We start from the raw sequence: 17,039 nt of genomic DNA on the forward strand, positions 1-17,039 counted from the left end.
TTTTGCCCTCATCACTGGTTTTCCGTTTCGCCGCCCTCGGAGGCCGGGACCGCCGTGTGCGGCACCGAGCCGGCCTTGAGCGCCAGTTCCTGGCCTTCCTGCTCGGGTACGCGCAGGTAAATGCGATCTTTCGCGCGCATGTCGAAGGCGGTCACCTTGCCGCCCAGCAGGCGGTTGGTGCCATCGAGCCGCGCGAAGGTGACCAGCGCCCCTGCCGATTCCCGGTCCCCTTCCGGCAGAGCAAGTACCTGACCGGACTGGAAAGTCAGGTTCCAGCGGCGGTTTCCGATCCATTCCGCTTCAGCCACGCGCGGCTTCAGCGCGGGCGCGGCTTCCAGCAGCTTGCCCAGCACCGTCACCTGCTGCCCCGCGCCGGGACCGGAGACGATCAGCTTGCCGCCGGCGTCCTTGCGGCTGATCGCTTCCAGTTCGTGGCCCGTCTCGTCGATCAGTACGAACCGGTCGGCCTTGCGTAAAACCGCGTGCGGCTCGCGCTCGACGATGTCGATCACCAGGGTGTCGGGAAGCTGACGCGAAACACGCGCGTCCTTTACCCAGGATAGACCTAGCAGGTCCTGACGCAGACCTTCGATGTCCACCAGCGGCATCGCCCGGTCCCGTTCGGCCAGCGCTTTTTCGTAAACCTTGAGTTCGTTGATGTTCTTCACGCCGCGCACTTCGACGCGCTTGACCTCGAAGCCGGTCTGCCCCGCCACCAGCGCCATCTGCTTGCCCGCGAGCGTCGGCAGGCCCGCGAACGAGGCCACCACGCAGACCAGCGCCACCGCGCCGCCCAGAATGGCCACGAGGAAAATGCACTGAAGCTGCTTTTCAGTGAAGGGCAACCAGCCCATCGCCGTATCGAGCGCCGAGCCGGTGCGCGCCTTCGCCGCGCGCACCTTGCGCTGCTGCCCCTGCGCGGCGGCGGCTTTGCGGGCGTTCGTGCCCTTGCGCCGGATCGTCTGGCTCATTTTGCGCCTGCTTTCGGCTTCGCGTCGCCGAGCGCCTCGGCGATGATCGCCTCGACCAGTTCGGGGTATTCCATGCCGCAGGCGCGCGCCTGCTCGGGAACGAGGCTGAGGGGGGTCATGCCCGGCTGGGTGTTGACCTCCAGCAGGAACAGGCCCTCGATACCCTGCGTGTCATCCCAGCGGAAATCGGCGCGGCTGGTGCCCTTGCAGCCCAAGAGCTGGTGCGAGCGCAGGGCGAAATCCTTGCAGGCCTGGGCGATCTCGTCGGGGATTTCGGCCGGGCAGATGTGTTCGGTAAGGCCGTCGGTGTACTTGGAATCGAAGTCGTAGAAGCCCGACTTGGGCCTTAGTTCGGTCACCAGCAGAGCGCGATCACCGATCACGGCAGTCGTCAGTTCGCGGCCCCGGATGTAAGGCTCGGCCAGCAGTTCGTCGAATTCCTGCCACGGACCCGTGACGTCACGCGCGATCGGGTTGCCGTAGTTCCCCTCGGCCGTGACGATGGCGACGCCCACCGACGACCCCTCGTTGACCGGCTTGAGAACATAAGGGCGTGGCAGCGGATCGCGCTCATGGATTTCGGCGCACTTGACCACGCGCCCGCCGGGCATGGGGATGCCGTGCGGGACCAGCGCCTGCTTGGTCAGTTCCTTGTCGATGGCGATCACCGACGTCGCGAGGCCGGAGTGGGTATAGGTGAGGCCCATCAGGTCCATCATGCCCTGCACCGTGCCGTCTTCGCCCGGCGTGCCGTGCAGCGCATTGAACACCACGTCCGGCTTTGCCTCGGCGAGGCGCAGCGCGACATCGCGGTCCATGTCGATGCGGGTCACCTTGTGGCCCTTGCCCTCAAGCGCCTTGGCCACGCCCTCGCCGCTCATCAGCGAGACCGGGCGTTCGCTCGACCAACCGCCCATCAGGACTGCGACATGGAGTGTGGGCAAGCTCATGAATTCAGACTCGTTCTGTAAAGCGGGGTTTGCAGGTCGCGCACGGCATCGGAGCAGCCCTTGTCCCAGGGGAACAGGCCGTCGTCGACGCCGGGCCAGACGATCTGCATGGCGCGGGTGAAGTCGGTTTCCAGCTCGGTCTCGGCGAACCACATGGCCGAATTGAAGTAGTAGGGCACCAGGCATTCCGGCTCGACTTCGCGCAGCACGCAGCGATGGCCCTTGAGGATGCCGTCGATTTCCATCCAGTCCTCCAGCACCAATCCCTCACGGCACAAGTCGAGGACGCCGTTGATGACGGCGGCGGACAGTTCGGTGGAGAAACCGAACACGATCACCTCGGGCTGGTGAACCGTGGCAGGGAAGCCCACCGAATAAGCGAAACGCTCGCCCTCTTCGTCGTCGTCTTCCTCATTCTCGCCTTCATTGCCCATGCCGTCGTCATCGGGCGGCGAGACGACGGTGATGTGGCAGCCGAATTCCTCGATATTGTCGAGGATCTGCTCTTCATGGTGGGACAGATCCCAGTCGTCATCGCCCATCGGGTCGTCGTCGTTCATGACTTGACCCCCACCCGCTGGATTTCCCATTCGAGGTCGACGCCCGAGCGGTCCTTTACGCGGCGACGCACTTCCTCGCCCAGATCCTCGATCTGCGCGGCGGTGGCATCGCCGGTGTTGAGAAGGAAGTTGGTGTGCTTCTCGCTGACTTGCGCGCCGCCGATCTGGAGGCCCCGGCAGCCGGCTTCGTCGACCAGCTGCCAGGCCTTGTGGCCATCTGGATTCTTGAAGGTAGAGCCGCCGGTCTTCGACCGCAGCGGCTGGCTGGCCTCGCGGGCGGCGGAAATGCGGTCCATCTCGGCCTGGATCGCCGCCGGTTCGCCCGCGCGGCCCTTGAAGCGGGCGGCGACGACGACCGAGCCTTCGGGCAATTCGGAATGGCGATAAGTATAGCCAAGGTCGGCGGCGGTCAGCGTGACCAGTTCGCCCGAGCGCAGCACCACGTCGCAGTCGATGAGGATATCGGCAACCTCGCCGCCATAAGCGCCGCCGTTCATCCGCACGAAACCGCCTACGGTGCCGGGGATCGAGCGCAGGAATTCAACCCCTGCCACGCCGGCATCGCGCGCGGTGGAGGAAACGAGAATCCCGCTCGCCCCGCCGCCGCAGGTGACCGTAACGCCGTCCGCCGTCACCTTCGCGAACGCCTTGCCAAGGCGGATCACCACCCCGGGCACGCCGCCGTCACGCACGATCATGTTGGAGCCGAGGCCCAGCGCCATGACCGGCACCTCCGGAGCGAGGCTACGCAGGAAGTCCTGCAGGTCGGCCATGTCCTTCGGCTCGAACAGCCACTGCGCATGACCGCCCGCCTTGAACCAGACGAGCGGCGCCAGCGGCGCGTTCGGCGTCAGCTTGCCGCGTATGGTGGTCTGATCGAGAACGAGCGTCATGCCTCCCGTCCCTCGACGGGCTCAGGATGATCCTTCGACAAGCTCAGGATGAACGGGCGCGAAGATACCGCGCCGCAAAGATCCGCTCGCGCTGAGCTTGGCGAAGCACGGAGGCAGGGCGCGACCTGGCGTATCACCCTGCCCTCCGCACCTTGATCGCCTCGGCCAGACCGGCCGCCCACTTGGTGATGTCGCCCGCGCCGAGGCAGACGATCATGTCGCCGGCCTGCACCGTGCCTGCCAGCACATCGGCCAGCGCATCGGCCCCGGCGATGACCTGCGCGGAACGGTGCCCGCGCGCCTTCATCCCTGCGACCATCTCGGCGCTGTCGACACCCTCGATCGGCTGTTCGCCCGCCGCGTAGACCGGGGCGGCATAGACCACGTCGGCGTCGTTGAAGGCGCCCTGGAAGTCTTCCATATGGTCGCGCAGGCGCGTGAAACGGTGCGGCTGGACGACGGCGATCACCCGGTTCGTCACACCCTCGCGCGCGGCGGCAAGCACGGCGCGGATTTCGACCGGGTGGTGGCCGTAGTCGTCGATCACGGTGACACTGCCGCCTTCCACCGCGACTTCACCGACATTGGTGAAGCGCCGCTTCACGCCCCGGAATTTCGAGAAACCGGTCTGGATGCAGGAATCAGAGCAGCCCATTTCCACCGCCACACCCACTGCGGCGAGCGCGTTCTGGACGTTGTGGCGACCCGGCATCGGCAGTTCGATCCCCTCGATCCGGTGGAAGGTGCCGTCGCGCTGGCGCAGGGCCACGTCGAAGCGGTTGCCGCCGGGGATCGGGGTCACGTTCTCACCGCGAATGTCGGCCTGGGCGGAGAAGCCATAGGTCACCACGCGGCGGTCGCGTATCCGGGGGATGATAGCCTGCACTTCCGGGTGGTCGATGCACAGCATCGCCGCGCCGTAGAACGGCACGTTCTCGATGAATTCGACGAACGATTCCTTGATCCGGTCGAAGGAACCGTAGTGATCGAGATGCTCGGGATCGATGTTGGTGACGATGGCGATGGTGCCGTCGAGGCGCAGGAACGAACCGTCGCTCTCGTCGGCCTCGACCACCATCCAGTCCGAGGCGCCGAGGCGCGCGTTCGAGCCGTAGGAATTGATGATGCCGCCGTTGATGACGGTGGGATCAACCCCGCCAGCATCAAGCAGCGCGGCGACCATCGAGGTCGTGGTGGTCTTGCCGTGAGTGCCGGCCACCGCAACGGTGTTCTTGAGGCGCATCAGTTCGGCCAGCATCTCGGCGCGGCGGACCACGGGAATGCGATGTTCGAGAGCGTAGACCACTTCCGGGTTGTCGCGCTTTACCGCCGTGGAGGTGACGACGACCGCCACACCCTCGACGTTCTGCGCCACCTGCCCGATCATGACCTTGATCCCGCGTGACCGCAGGCCCTCGACCACATAGCCTTCGGCGATGTCGCTGCCCTGAACCGAATAGCCCAGGTTGTGCATGACCTCGGCGATGCCGGACATGCCGATGCCGCCAATGCCGACGAAGTGAATCGTCCCGATGTCGGTGCCGACGCCCTTCATGCGGCGGCGCCTTGCGAACCATGCTTCGACAAGCTCAGCATGAGCGGGGCGGGGAAGAAATGCGTAGAGTTCATATAGGCGAAATACACCAAGGTCCGCTCATCCTGAGCTTGTCGAAGGATCACTGCGCAGACTCCCGCGCCAAAGCCTCACCGCCCTGCGGCGCGGTGGCCTTTTCCATGCGGATCACGTCCATGATCGGGGCCGCGCCGAAGCTCTCGACCAGATCGGCGAGGTCCTTCGCGGCATTGGGATAGCCGCAGTTCCATGCCGCATGGGCCGCATTGGCCAGCGTATCGGGGTGCTGCGCGATGGCCTGGATCTGCAGGCACAGGTCCTTGGCCATCTGCTGGTGGATTTCCGACTGCTTCGAGAGCAGCACGTTGCGCTTGTCGCCCTTGTAGTGGTCCGGCTCCTCGGTGGTGATCGCCGGCTGGCGGATCACGCGCGCACCGCCCGCCGCCACGATCTCACGCGCGTTGGCGGTCTGATGATCGTCGGTCGCATAAGGCAGCGGGATGAGGATCGCGGGACGGCCCACGCCCGTCAGCTCCGCAATCGTCGAGGCGCCGGAGCGGCCCACGAACAGGTGCGCGCCGGCAAGCCGGTCTGCCATGTCCTCGAAATAGGTCGCCAGTTCGGCCGGGATGCCGTGCGAGGCATAGCGCTGGCGCACGCCCTCGATATCCTCGGGGCGGCATTGCTGGATCACCTGAAGGCGCGAACGCAGCGCCGGGGGTAGCATGGCCAGCCCCTCGGGCACGATATGCGAAAGTACCCGTGCGCCCTGGCTGCCGCCGGTGACGAGGATGCGCAGCAGGCTGTCTTCCGAAAATTCGGGGAAAGGCTGGTCGCGCAGGGTCAGCACTTCCTCACGCACCGGGTTGCCGACCAGCGTGACCTTGGCGTCCAGCGACGGGGCGAGCCGGTCCGTGCGCTCGCTGGAAGTGGCAATGGCATTGACCCGCTTGGCGAAGTAGCGGTTCACCCGGCCCAGCACTGCGTTCTGTTCATGCAGCACGGTCGGCAGCTTCGCCGCGCGCGCCGCCAGCAAGGTGGGCAGTGCGGGGTAGCCACCGAAACCGACGACGGCGGTAGGTTCGAACGTATCGAACAGGCGCAGCGCCATGCGGCGGCCTTCCAGCACGCCCAGGGCGCCCTTGATCCAGCCCAGCGGGTTTTTCCCCGCGATCCGGCCGGCGGGCAGGACGTGAGCGGGAAGGTAATCGGGCTTGCCGGGAATCGCGGCCCCTCGCTCGTCCGTCACCAGCGCCACATGATGCCCGCGCGCGTGCAGTTCGGCCGCCAGCGCGAAAGCGGGGATGAGGTGTCCGCCGGTCCCGCCCGCAGCGAGGACGTAGTGGCGGGAGACCAGGGTCATTGCGACTCTCCGATAGCGCGCAGTGAAAACTTCTCGCGCTTGATGAACGGGTTGCGCCGGGTGACGGCGAGCAGCAGCCCCATGCTGAGGCACATCGCCACGGTGGACGAGCCGCCGTAGCTGATCAGCGGCAGGGTCATGCCCTTGGAGGGGAACAGCTGCAGGTTGACGAGGATGTTGATGAACGCCTGCCCGCCGAACTGCGCGGCGAAGCCCGATGCGGCCAGCACCGTGAACAGGTCCTCCTCCTCCACCAGCCGCAGGATCACGCGGGTAAGGATGGCAAGATAGACCATGACGATGATCATGCAGGCGAGCAGTCCGAATTCCTCGCCGATGACGGAGAAGATGTAGTCGGTATGCGCTTCCGGCAGGGCCAGCTTGCGCGTGCCCATCCAGAAGCCGAGCCCGGTCCAGCCGCCGTTGAGAATGGTGCGCTGGGCAAGGTCCACCTGATCGAACGCGGTGCCGCCGAACAGGAAGTTGTCGATGCGGTTGCGGCCGTTGTCATAGGTGAAATACATCAGGACAAGGCCCGCGATGCCGGCCCCGAAGAACATGCCGATGCGTTTCAGGTCGATCCCGGATAGCAGGATCAGCACCAGGAAGGCGCCGGAAAACAGCATCGTCGAACCAAAGTCAGGCTGCAGCATCAACAGCGCGCCCAGCAGGCCCATCAGGCCAAAGCAGATGCCCACCACTGGAATGTTCGGATCGCGCGCGCGCCAGGACAGGATCCAGGCCAGCAGGATCGGGAAGCCGCACTTGAGGAATTCCGACGGTTGGAGCGAGATGCCGAAGCGCAGCCAGCGTTTGGCGCCGTTCACTTCCGAGCCGACCAGCGGCACCAGCACCAGCGCGACCAGCATCGCGCCGCCCAGCAGGATACCGAAGCGGCGCGCGTTGTCCTTGGTCAGGGTGGAGGCCCAGAACATCGCGATCAGGCCGATGATCTGCCAGCGCATGTGCAGGTAGAAGAAGTGAAGCTGCGACAGCTTTTCAGCCGAGGTCGACAAGCGCCGCGCGCTCGCCGGGGAACCGGCCGCCACTGCCACCGCGCCGATCGCCATGAGGATCAGCACGAGGACCAGTGTCGTGCGGTCGATCTCCTGCCACCAGATCGCAAGCTGGCTGCGCCGGTTGCGATTGTAGCGCTGCGACGAGGAAGCGCCGGGGTTGGGAGCGCCAGAATTGGAAGCCACGGTCGCCATCAGGCCAGTCCTTCCCGAGGCACGCCGTCGCCGATTTCGAGCAGCGCCTCGACGATCTGGCGAAAGGCCTGGCCGCGCGCTTCGTAGTCGCGGAACTGGTCGAAGCTGGCGCAGGCGGGAGAAAGCATGACGATATCGCCGGGCTTCGCGGCGGCCATCGCCTCGCGGATCGCCTCGGCCATCATCTCGGAATTATGAACGGGAATGTGCGGCGCGAGGATTTCTGCAAAACGCGGCCCGGCATCGCCGATGGTATAGGCGGCGGCGATGTTGCCGAAGAACGGCGCGCATTCGTCAAGATTGTCGCCCTTGGGCAACCCCCCGAGAATCCAGTGGATGCGAGGGTTGGGGGCGGGCGGGAATGCGGCGATGGCAGGCGCGGTGGAGGCCGGGTTGGTCGCCTTGCTGTCGTTGATGTAGGTAACGCCGCCCGCCTCGGCCACGCGCTCCATGCGGTGCGGAAGGCCGCTGAAGGTGCGCAGGGCTTTGCGCCACTGCGGCTTCTTGATCCCCAGCGCCTCGACGATGGCAACGGCCACGGCGGCGTTCTGGAGGTTGTGCGGCCCTTGCAGCGAAGGCCATTCCTTCTGGAGCGGCAGCAAGTCAGTACCGTCGACCATGCGCACGAGGCCCGGCGCCCGGCGTGCGGCTTCGATGTGGGCGATGGCGCGCGTCTCGCGGTCGCCGGTGCCGAAGACGGCGCTGCGCCCTGCATCCTGCATGGCGAAAAGGCGCGCCTTGGAGGCGGCGTAAGCCTCGAACCCGTCATAACGATCGAGGTGGTCCGGGGTGATGTTGAGCAGCGCAGTCACGTCGCAGTCGAGGCTGTAGGTCAGGTCGATCTGGTAGCTCGACAGTTCCAGCACGTAGACCCCGCCAGCCGGCAGCGGCTCGGCGCCCAGCACGGGCACGCCGATGTTGCCCCCCACGCGGGAGGTTACGCCCGCGCATTCCAGCAGGTGCTGGACGAGCGACGTCGTGGTCGATTTGCCATTGGTGCCGGTGATGCCGACGACGCGGTGCGCGGGAAGGTTGCCCCGCGCCAGCGCGAAAAGTTCGATGTCGCCGATCACCGGCACGCCGGCGCGGGCGGCGGACTCGGCGATGGGATGGCGGTTGAGCGGGACACCCGGCGAGACGACGACGCCGTCATAGCCGGTCAGGTCTGCGGCGACGGGATCGGTCAGTTCGACCTTGCCGCAGTCGGTCCACTCGCAAAGCTGCTGGCGCGCTTCGTCGCGGCTGTCCCAGGCCATGACATGCGCCCCGCTCTCCACCAGCGTCGTGGCAGCGGTCAGCCCTGAACGGGCAAGGCCGAGGACCGCGTAGCGCTTGCCGGCAAAGACGGGGGAGACGATCATGCGCCGATCGCCCTCATCGCAGCTTCAGGGTGGCGAGGCCGAGCACCGCGAGAACGATCGAGATGATCCAGAAGCGGATCACAACGGTCGATTCGTGCCAGCCCTTCTGCTCGAAATGGTGGTGGATCGGCGCCATGCGAAAGACGCGGCGGCCGGTGCGCTTGAACCAGAAGACCTGGATGATGACCGAAACCGCTTCCAGCACGAACAGCCCGCCGACGATGGCCAGCACGATCTCGTGGTGCGCGGCGACGGCGATGCAGCCAAGGGCCCCGCCCAGTGCCAGACTGCCGGTATCGCCCATGAAGACGGCGGCAGGCGGCGCGTTGAACCACAGGAAGGCAAGGCCCGCCCCCATGATCCCGGCGCAGAAGATCGCCAGCTCACCCGCGCGCGGAACGTGCGGAATGCCCAGATAGGTCGCATAGTCGACGCGGCCGGCAAGGTAGCAGATGATCGCGAACGTGCCCGCCGCGATGATGACCGGCATCGTCGCGAGCCCGTCGAGGCCGTCGGTCAGGTTCACCGCATTGCCCGCGCCCACGATCACCACGGCGGCGAAGACGTAGTAGAACGGACCAAGCGGAATGTACCGGCCCGACAGGAACGGCACATAGAGGTTGGTGTTGAGCTGGCTGACGATGATGTACGAAGCGATGCCCGCCACGATGAATTCAAGCAGCAGGCGCACTTTGCTGGACAGGCCGGCATGGTGCCGCTTGGTCACCTTGTCGTAGTCATCCAGAAAACCGATGATCCCAAACCCTACCGTCACGGCCACGCAGGCCCAGACGAACGGGTTCGTCATGTCCATGAACAGAAGCATGGTGACGATCAGCGAAGTCAGGATCATCAGACCGCCCATGGTGGGCGTGCCGCGCTTGGCAAGGTGGGTCTGGGGGCCGTCCTCACGGATCGGCTGACCCTTGCCCTGCCTGATTCGCAGCATGTTGATGAACTTGGGACCGATGATCAGGCCGATCACCAGCGCGGTCATCAGCGCCGCGCCCGAACGGAACGTCTGGTATCGGAAGAGGTTGGACAGTCCCTCGTAGTGGAACCATTCTGCAATGAGATACAACATCTTGCGGGGGTTAACCCCTACCCTTCCTGCTTGCTGAGCGCGGTTACGAGAGCTGACAGACCTACCGAATTCGAGCCTTTGACCAGGATGGCATCATCCCGTTGCAGCCCGAATGCGCGCAAGGTTTCGACAGCTTCCCGCACGCTTGGGCAATGCGCGAAGGGCGCGGTTTTGCCAAGGTCGGAGGCGCCGGATTTCCCCAATTCCGCCGCCCCGAGAACTTTTGCCAAAGCTGCCATTTCCTCGCCTACCAGCAGGGCGTAGTCGACGCCTGCTTCGCGGATCGGCTCGGCCAGCGCGGCGTGATAGTCCGGGCCGTGGCTGCCCAGTTCCTTCATCGCGCCCAGCACGGCAATTCGCCGGCGCGCCGGGGTGCGGCCGAGCTGCGCCAGCGTGGCACGCATCGAGGCCGGGTTGGCGTTGTAACTTTCGTCGATCAGCAGGGCCTTGCGTTGCCCCCGCGCATCCGGCTCGCCGCCTTCGACGTCGATTTCCACACGGGCGCCGCGGCCGGGCATTCCGCCCATCTCGGCCAGCGCGACACCGGCCGCGCCCAGGTCGCCCTTGACGGCGCGCACCGCCGCCATGACAGCCAGCGAGTTGATGACCTGATGTTCACCCGGCGCGGCAACGGTGTAGCACACGCGCCGGTCGCCCATGTCGACAGTGACGAGGGAGCCGCCCCCGATCGCGGGCACCGTGTCGAGCAGCCGCACGTCTGCATCGGCTGCCTTGCCGAACGAAACGACCGTCGCCCCGCAGGCCAGCGCGCCTTCACGCAGACGGGCATAGTGCGGGCTGTCGATGGGGATGACGGCGGTGCCGCCCTCCTCCAACCCCTGGAAAATCTCGGCCTTGGCGTCGGCGATGGCCTCTTCCGAGCCGAGCATCTCGATGTGCGCGGGCGCGATCGTGGTGATGACGGCAACGTGCGGGCGAACCTGACGGGTCAGCGCGGAGATTTCGCCGGCGTGGTTCATGCCCATCTCGAACACGCCAAAACGGCTGCGGCCGGGCATCCGGGCCAGGCTGAGCGGCACGCCGACGTGGTTGTTGTAGCTCTTGACCGAGCGGTGCGCATCGCCCCGGCTGGAACGGTCGAGCGCGGCGAAGATCATTTCCTTCACGCCGGTCTTGCCGACCGATCCGGTGACGCCGATCACCGGCCCGCGAGCGCGCAAGCGAGCGGCAGCGCCAAGGCGTTCCAGCGCTTCCATGGTGTCGGCGACGAGGATGTGCGGGCCGTCCACCGGGCGGTCCACCACAACGGCGGCAGCGCCCTTGGCAAAGGCCATCTCGACGAAGCGGTGGCCATCCATGGCCTCGCCCTTGAGTGCGAAGAACAGGTCGCCGGGCTGGACGTCGCGGCTGTCGATCTCGACGCCGGAGACGGTGAATTCGCCGCCCGGCGCTCCGTGCACCTCGCCTTTCACGGCGCGCGCGATGGCGCCTGCGTCCCACAGGACGTGAAGGTTATCCTCTGCCGCATCGAGGGGCCAATCGAGGATCCGGGCAACAGCTACCATCGTCGTTCTACCTTCCCAGCGAGCCAGCCATTTCCCTGGCCACGGTGACATCGTCGAATGGCAGGACGCGCACGTTGTCGCCGCTGCCGATGATTTGCCCCTGTTCGTGCCCCTTGCCGGCGATGAGGACCACGTCCCCCGCTCCGGCCTCGGCGACGGCAAGGCGAATCGCCTCGCGCCTGTCGCCCACTTCCCGCGCCCCTGCTGCCATGCCCGCCAATACCATGGCGCGGATGGCAGCGGGGTCTTCCCCGCGCGGATTGTCGTCGGTGACGATGGCAAGGTCTGCCCCCTCGCCTGCCACCCGGCCCATTTCAGGCCGCTTGCCCTGGTCGCGGTCGCCGCCGGCGCCGAAGACCGTAATCAGCCTGCCCGTGACGTGCGGCCGAAGCGCGGCAATCGCCGCCTCCAGTGCATCGGGCGTATGGGCATAATCGACATAGACTGGCGCGCCCGAAGGCGTGATCGCCGCCCGCTCGACACGCCCGCGCACCGTGACGAGACGCTTCATCGCATCGAACGTCAGGTGTTCGTCGCCGCCGGTCACCAGCACCAGACCCGCCGCGACAAGCGCGTTCGCGGCCTGATAGGCGCCGATCAGCGGCAGGTCTATCAGGCGCACCTTGCCGAGGTATTCGATCTCCAGCTTCTGGCCCAGCCCGGTGGGCGTGCGGCTGACAAGGCGGATATCTTCGCCCTTGGTGCCCACCGTGAACACCTTGAGGCCGCGCGCTTTCGCGTGGGCAATCGCCTTGTCCGACCAGGCGTCGTCTGCCCAGACCACTGCGGAACCACCGTCAATCACCACTTCGCCGAACAGACGCATCTTTGCGGCGAAGTATTCTTCCATCGTCGCGTGATAGTCGAGATGGTCGCGGCTGAGGTTGGTGAAGGCGCCTGCGACAACGCGCGGCCCCTCGCTGCGGAACTGCGACAAGCCGTGGCTCGATGCCTCGTAGGCGACATGCGTCACCCCTTCGCGGGCAAGGCCGGAGAGGTTGGCGAGAAACGTGGCGATGTCCGGCGTGGTCAGCCCGGTGGAAACTGTCTCGTCGCTGGTGGTGACGCCCAGCGTGCCGATCGAGGCGGCGCGCTGGCCGGCCATGCGCCAGATCTGGCGGACCAGTTCGACCGTGGAGGTCTTGCCGTTGGTGCCGGTCACCGCCACCAGCGTTTCGGGCACAGGCGCGAAGAACGGCGCGGCAAGGCGGGCGAACAGGCGGCGCGGCTCGGCATCGGCGAAGTGGATGGCGCCTTCGACCACGGCGTCCGGGTGTGCGACCACGGCCACGGCCCCCGCCTTCACGGCAGCGGCGATATAGCCCTCGCCGTTAAAGCGCGCGCCGCGAAAGGCGCCGAACACGGTGCCGGGTGCCACCTTGCGGTGGTCGATGGCAAAGCCGGTCACGTTGGCGTCCGCGCCAGCCGGGGCGATGCCGGCGGCGGCGCACAGCGCGTTCAGTTTCATTCTCCGTCGCTCCCTTGCGGAACCAGCGGCTTGAGGTCGCTGATGTCGATGTCGCGCGTTTCGTCGGGCATGATGCCCAGCAGCGGACCGATGCGCGGAACGACGCGCTGGATGACCGGCGCCGCGTTCCAGGCTGCCGTGCGCTGGTACGAGGTGGCCGCAGTGCCCTGCGGCTCGTCCATCATGGCGATGACGACGAAGCGCGGCTTGTCCATCGGGAAGGCGGCGGCGAACGTCGCGATCAGCGAGTGGTGGCGATAGCCGCCCGCACCCGGCTTTTCAGCCGAACCGGTCTTGCCGCCGACGCGGAAGCCCGGCGCGTCTGCCTTCCGACCCGTGCCGTACTGGACGATCATGCGCAAAAGCTGGCGGATGCGCGCACTGGTCGATGCCTTGAACACGCGGCGGCCTTCCGGGATCTCGGCGGCGTTGAGCTTCTTGAGCGTAGCCGGGCGCCAGATGCCGCCATTGACCAGCGCCGCATAGGCAGATGCCAGGTGCAGCGGCGTCACCGCGATGCCGTGACCATAAGCCACGGTCATGGTACGCAGGCGCGGCCATTCGCCGCTCGGCCAGATCGGGAAACCGCGCGCGGGCAGTTCGACGTAAGGCCGCTGGTTCATCGCCAGCGCCTCCATGGTCTGCTTCAGCCGCACGCCGCCCAATTCGTCCGCGATGCGCGCCGTAACGGTGTTGGACGAATGGATCAGCGTCTCAGGCACATTGAGCGAGGCGCCGTAATTATGCAGGTCATGGATCGTAAACCGACCGACGTGCAGCGGCGTCGCAGCCCACTGCTTGCCCAAATCGGAAACGACGCCGGCGTCGATCGCGGAGGCCACGGTGATCGGCTTGAACGTGGAACCAAGCTCGTACACCTGGTTGGTCACGCGGTTGAAGCCGTGCGGAACGTCGCCATTGGCGGCCTCTTGGGCCGAGATCACCATGTCGGTCGGCTTGACGTGGTTGGGATCGAAAGATGGCAAAGAAGCCAGCGCCAGTATCTCGCCCGTGTCGACGTCCAGAATGACGCCGGCCGCACCCTTGGCATTGCTGAGCGTGATCGCGGTGGAAAGTTCGTCCTCCAGCGCGCTCTGCACACGAAAATCGATCGACAGCACCGATGGCTTGGTGCGCCCGTCATGGCTGATAAGCTGGTCGTTGAACGCCTGTTCCATGCCGACCTTGCCGTGGCCGTAGCTGTCGACATAGCCCAGCACATGCGCCGCCATCGACCCTTGCGGGTAAAAGCGCGTGGCCTCCAGCGGGAATTCCAGCGCGGGTTCGCCCAGCGCGTGCACCTTGTTGGCGTCCTCAGGCAGGATCGACTTTCGCAAGTAGCCGGGCTTGCCGGCGCGCAGCTTGCCGAGGATTTCGTCGCGATCAAGGTCCGGGAAGATGCGCACGAGGCGCGCGGCGACTTCCTCCGGGCTCTGGATCAGCGCCGAACCTTCGGTCATCGCCTTGGGGTTGAACCACAGCGAATAGACGCGAAAATCGCGCGCCAGCGGCACGCCGTTACGGTCGACGATCTCGCCCCGGTTGGGGATCAGCAGGTCGCCCAGCTCGCCATGGCGCGCGGTGACGCCGGTGAAACCGAGGTACGTGATACGCGCCAGCGCGCCGACGGTCACGAGAACGAAGACGCCCAGAATCCACAAGGTGCGCAGCTTTGCCACCAGCAGCGAGCGCTGGCGGACGTTGACGAGCTTGCGCCGGCCGGTCGAGACAGTCGTCGGGATCGAGCCGAGGGAGAAGGACGCCGGGGCGTTCACTGCTGGGCAGCCTCCGCCACTTCGATGCGGGCCAGGCGCTTGCCGATGGCGGCAGCATCGCGCGCAATCGCCTCGCGCTCGGGATCGCGGCCCTTCGCGGCGGCCTTGTCGGCGCCTTCGGGCAGCGCAGCGGCGGTGGCGCCCGTCACCGGAGAGACCATCGCCAGCAGCGACGAGCCGTCGCCGTCCTCGGGCTTCTCGGCATTGGCGTAGCGGATCGGCTGCGGTGCGCCCGGACCGGCAGCCTTGCCCAGCGCAGCCAGCTGGCGCTCACCCTCGATGTACTGCCCGGCGATCGGCGCCTTGTAGCCGAACTCAAGGTCGTTGAGCTGCTTGAGCGCCTGCTGATTGGAGCGGGTCTGGAACTCGGTCTCGAGGAAGTCGATGTCTTGCTTCACCCAGACCATCCGCTTTTCGGTATCGTGGACCTGGCTCTTCACCGCGTTGACGCGCAGCGTGAGGCCGATCGAGACTGCTCCGCAGATCACCAGTACGGAAATCCAGCCGATCGAACGGACGCGGTCACTGGTGAAGTTCATGCGGAATTCCTTTGGCTGGGGGCACCATCGGTATTGCGGGGGGAAGCATCGGTGCGCACGGCGCTGCGCAAAGTGGCCGAGCGTGAGCGCGGATTGACGGCGAGTTCCTCGTCGCCGGGGCGCACTGCCTTCGAAAGCTGGGCGAACGGGGCCGGCGCGGCGGCGGCCTGCGGCAGGTGGCGCGAGGTGGTCTGGCCGGCGCTGCTGGCATCGCGCAGAAAGCGCTTCACCTTGCGGTCCTCAAGGCTGTGGAACGTCACCACGGCAAGGCGGCCGCCATCGCCCAGCAGCGTCTCCGCGCCGGAAAGGCCTGCATCGAGTTCGTCCAGTTCGCCGTTCACGTGGATGCGGATCGCCTGGAAGCTGCGGATCGCCGGGTCCTTCTGGACCCCGCCGCCTTTGTAGGCAGGGTTGTAGCCCAGCGCCTTGCGCACCGCGCGGGCCAGATCCATCGTCGTAGCCAGCGGACGCGCCGCCACGATCGCACGGGCGACCCGGCGCGACTGGCGCTCTTCTCCGTACAGGAACAGCACATCGGCGATCTCGGCCTCGCCCGCCTCGTTGCAGAAGTCGGCGGCGGACATGCCGTCCTGGCTCATGCGCATGTCGAGCGGGCCGTCGGAGCCGAAAGCAAAGCCGCGCTCGGACTGGTCGAGCTGCATCGAGGACACACCGATATCCATCACCACGCCGTCGACCCGGTCGATATCGACTTCGGCCAAGCCTTCGACCATTTCGGAAAAGCGGCGCGCGTGCAGCACGAGGCGCGGGGGAGCCTCCGCCAGCTCGGGCCATTTTTCGGGGTTCGCGCGGATGGCGGCGATGGCGTCGGGATCGCGGTCGAAGGCGTGCACCGTCGCGCCCGTATCCAGCAGGCGGCGGGTATAGCCGCCCGCGCCCAGCGTCGCATCGACGATGATGTCGCCGCCCCGGGGGTTCAGGGCGGCGACAACCTCCTCAAGGAGCACGGGGATATGGGGTTGATCGGGGGAACTCACTTTTTCTTCGCCTTGGTAATTTCGGCTTCCGCCAGAGAGCGGCACGTCGCGATGGCCGCCTCGAAATCAGGGTCGTCGCCGAGGGCGTAAAGCTCCTCGGGATTCCAGATCAGGATCCCGGTCCGGCCGATGCCCTGGAAAAACAGCTCATCGCCAAAGTTGGCGAGGCTGGTCAGGGCATCCGGCATGGTGAAACGGCCGCTGCCGTCAAAGGGAACCTGCTGGAAATTGTAGAGCTGCATCGCCCGCTTATCGCGGTTGAAGGCCCGTCCGGCGGTGTCCGCACGGGTCTGTTCGGCCTCAAGCTGGGGTTCGAATTCATCGACGCGCGACAGGCCGAAGCCGACGAGGCACTTCCATTCGGAGTGCTTGGCAAGACACAGGACATCCTTGCCGCTCGAATCGCGTACGGTCGAGCGGAGGACGTTGGGCAGCACGAAGCGGTTCTTGTCGCGTAGAAGCGAAAAGCCCTGCCCGCTGTAAATGAATGGCTGCCCCGCCATATCCGCCTGTTTTCGCCCCAAGAAGGTGGTGACCGTCCCGGACATGACCTGGCCACGCCCAGCCGCACACGCGTGCGTTCGGGCTTCCGCACCTGAACAAGGCGCGGCAAGACTCAGCCATACCGATTGACCGTTCTTCTATATCGGGAAATGTGGGGATTAAAGGGAAATATGGGGATCAGCGGTGATTTATCCGCCGAAATGAGCAGTAGCCGATGAACCGAACGGGAGAACGCTTATGTGGCCTCGTGCACTTATGGCCGT

Annotated in this window: 15 protein-coding genes; all 15 read right to left on the bottom strand. The window is 66.2% G+C overall.

From position 1 onward, the window contains the following. Window positions 1-11 precede the first annotated feature (11 nt). The 15 genes from TQ38_RS13835 to TQ38_RS13905 all read right to left on the bottom strand — a co-directional run bounded on the left by TQ38_RS13835 (window position 12) and on the right by TQ38_RS13905 (window position 16,775). Complete coding sequence (locus TQ38_RS13835) at window positions 12-971, bottom strand: cell division protein FtsQ/DivIB (RefSeq protein WP_043971189.1); 960 nt, start codon at window positions 969-971, stop codon at window positions 12-14. Beyond that, window positions 968-1,921, bottom strand: a complete 954-nt coding sequence (locus TQ38_RS13840; protein ID WP_043971191.1) for a D-alanine--D-alanine ligase — start codon at window positions 1,919-1,921, stop codon at window positions 968-970. The genes TQ38_RS13835 and TQ38_RS13840 overlap by 4 nt, the downstream gene beginning before the upstream one ends. Next, on the bottom strand, window positions 1,918-2,481 hold the full coding sequence (locus tag TQ38_RS13845) for a DUF4262 domain-containing protein (protein ID WP_236711228.1): 564 nt from the start codon (window positions 2,479-2,481) through the stop codon (window positions 1,918-1,920). Before TQ38_RS13845 ends, TQ38_RS13840 begins: the two co-directional genes overlap by 4 nt. Further along, on the bottom strand, window positions 2,478-3,374 hold the full coding sequence (gene murB / locus TQ38_RS13850) for a UDP-N-acetylmuramate dehydrogenase (protein WP_043971193.1): 897 nt from the start codon (window positions 3,372-3,374) through the stop codon (window positions 2,478-2,480). The genes TQ38_RS13845 and murB overlap by 4 nt, the downstream gene beginning before the upstream one ends. A 133-nt stretch (window positions 3,375-3,507) precedes the next feature. Then, window positions 3,508-4,929, bottom strand: a complete 1,422-nt coding sequence (murC, locus tag TQ38_RS13855; RefSeq protein ID WP_043971195.1) for a UDP-N-acetylmuramate--L-alanine ligase — start codon at window positions 4,927-4,929, stop codon at window positions 3,508-3,510. A 121-nt stretch (window positions 4,930-5,050) separates the two neighbouring features. After that, window positions 5,051-6,310 carry an undecaprenyldiphospho-muramoylpentapeptide beta-N-acetylglucosaminyltransferase gene (murG, locus tag TQ38_RS13860; protein ID WP_043971197.1) on the bottom strand — a complete coding sequence of 420 codons (1,260 nt, stop codon included), beginning with the start codon at window positions 6,308-6,310 and terminating at the stop codon, window positions 5,051-5,053. Beyond that, window positions 6,307-7,521 carry an FtsW/RodA/SpoVE family cell cycle protein gene (locus tag TQ38_RS13865; protein WP_043971198.1) on the bottom strand — a complete coding sequence of 405 codons (1,215 nt, stop codon included), beginning with the start codon at window positions 7,519-7,521 and terminating at the stop codon, window positions 6,307-6,309. The genes murG and TQ38_RS13865 overlap by 4 nt, the downstream gene beginning before the upstream one ends. Further along, a complete protein-coding gene (gene murD, locus TQ38_RS13870; RefSeq protein WP_043971199.1) occupies window positions 7,521-8,882 on the bottom strand; it encodes a UDP-N-acetylmuramoyl-L-alanine--D-glutamate ligase in 1,362 nt (453 codons plus the stop codon). Before murD ends, TQ38_RS13865 begins: the two co-directional genes overlap by 1 nt. A gap of 13 nt (window positions 8,883-8,895) precedes the next feature. Next, complete coding sequence (gene mraY / locus TQ38_RS13875; RefSeq protein WP_043971201.1) at window positions 8,896-9,966, bottom strand: phospho-N-acetylmuramoyl-pentapeptide-transferase; 1,071 nt, start codon at window positions 9,964-9,966, stop codon at window positions 8,896-8,898. 17 nt (window positions 9,967-9,983) lie between these two features. Then, on the bottom strand, window positions 9,984-11,492 hold the full coding sequence (gene murF, locus TQ38_RS13880) for a UDP-N-acetylmuramoyl-tripeptide--D-alanyl-D-alanine ligase (RefSeq protein ID WP_043971204.1): 1,509 nt from the start codon (window positions 11,490-11,492) through the stop codon (window positions 9,984-9,986). 7 nt (window positions 11,493-11,499) lie between these two features. Then, window positions 11,500-12,960, bottom strand: a complete 1,461-nt coding sequence (locus tag TQ38_RS13885; RefSeq protein WP_043971206.1) for a UDP-N-acetylmuramoyl-L-alanyl-D-glutamate--2,6-diaminopimelate ligase — start codon at window positions 12,958-12,960, stop codon at window positions 11,500-11,502. Then, window positions 12,957-14,735, bottom strand: coding sequence for a penicillin-binding protein 2 (locus TQ38_RS13890; RefSeq protein WP_043971207.1), 1,779 nt, complete (start codon window positions 14,733-14,735; stop codon window positions 12,957-12,959). Before TQ38_RS13890 ends, TQ38_RS13885 begins: the two co-directional genes overlap by 4 nt. Continuing rightward, the gene (locus TQ38_RS13895) at window positions 14,732-15,274 is read right to left on the bottom strand and encodes a hypothetical protein (protein ID WP_043971209.1); all 543 of its coding nucleotides are present in this window, start codon (window positions 15,272-15,274) and stop codon (window positions 14,732-14,734) included. Before TQ38_RS13895 ends, TQ38_RS13890 begins: the two co-directional genes overlap by 4 nt. Beyond that, the gene (gene rsmH / locus TQ38_RS13900; RefSeq protein WP_043971211.1) at window positions 15,271-16,272 is read right to left on the bottom strand and encodes a 16S rRNA (cytosine(1402)-N(4))-methyltransferase RsmH; all 1,002 of its coding nucleotides are present in this window, start codon (window positions 16,270-16,272) and stop codon (window positions 15,271-15,273) included. The genes TQ38_RS13895 and rsmH overlap by 4 nt, the downstream gene beginning before the upstream one ends. Continuing rightward, entirely contained in the window at window positions 16,269-16,775 is a 507-nt protein-coding gene (locus TQ38_RS13905) for a division/cell wall cluster transcriptional repressor MraZ (protein WP_043971213.1), read from the bottom strand. The genes rsmH and TQ38_RS13905 overlap by 4 nt, the downstream gene beginning before the upstream one ends. Window positions 16,776-17,039 lie beyond the last annotated feature (264 nt).

The organism is Novosphingobium sp. P6W (assembly GCF_000876675.2).
Taxonomy (GTDB): domain Bacteria; phylum Pseudomonadota; class Alphaproteobacteria; order Sphingomonadales; family Sphingomonadaceae; genus Novosphingobium.

Bases quoted from the DNA above. Each gene is read 5' to 3' on its own strand.
- TQ38_RS13835 (WP_043971189.1), bottom strand. From the start codon at position 971: ATGAGCCAGACGATCCGGCGCAAGGGCACGAACGCCCGCAAAGCCGCC.
- TQ38_RS13840 (WP_043971191.1), bottom strand. From the start codon at position 1,921: ATGAGCTTGCCCACACTCCATGTCGCAGTCCTGATGGGCGGTTGGTCG.
- TQ38_RS13845 (WP_236711228.1), bottom strand. From the start codon at position 2,481: ATGAACGACGACGACCCGATGGGCGATGACGACTGGGATCTGTCCCAC.
- murB (WP_043971193.1), bottom strand. From the start codon at position 3,374: ATGACGCTCGTTCTCGATCAGACCACCATACGCGGCAAGCTGACGCCG.
- murC (WP_043971195.1), bottom strand. From the start codon at position 4,929: ATGAAGGGCGTCGGCACCGACATCGGGACGATTCACTTCGTCGGCATT.
- murG (WP_043971197.1), bottom strand. From the start codon at position 6,310: ATGACCCTGGTCTCCCGCCACTACGTCCTCGCTGCGGGCGGGACCGGC.
- TQ38_RS13865 (WP_043971198.1), bottom strand. From the start codon at position 7,521: ATGGCGACCGTGGCTTCCAATTCTGGCGCTCCCAACCCCGGCGCTTCC.
- murD (WP_043971199.1), bottom strand. From the start codon at position 8,882: ATGATCGTCTCCCCCGTCTTTGCCGGCAAGCGCTACGCGGTCCTCGGC.
- mraY (WP_043971201.1), bottom strand. From the start codon at position 9,966: ATGTTGTATCTCATTGCAGAATGGTTCCACTACGAGGGACTGTCCAAC.
- murF (WP_043971204.1), bottom strand. From the start codon at position 11,492: ATGGTAGCTGTTGCCCGGATCCTCGATTGGCCCCTCGATGCGGCAGAG.
- TQ38_RS13885 (WP_043971206.1), bottom strand. From the start codon at position 12,960: ATGAAACTGAACGCGCTGTGCGCCGCCGCCGGCATCGCCCCGGCTGGC.
- TQ38_RS13895 (WP_043971209.1), bottom strand. From the start codon at position 15,274: ATGAACTTCACCAGTGACCGCGTCCGTTCGATCGGCTGGATTTCCGTA.
- TQ38_RS13905 (WP_043971213.1), bottom strand. From the start codon at position 16,775: ATGGCGGGGCAGCCATTCATTTACAGCGGGCAGGGCTTTTCGCTTCTA.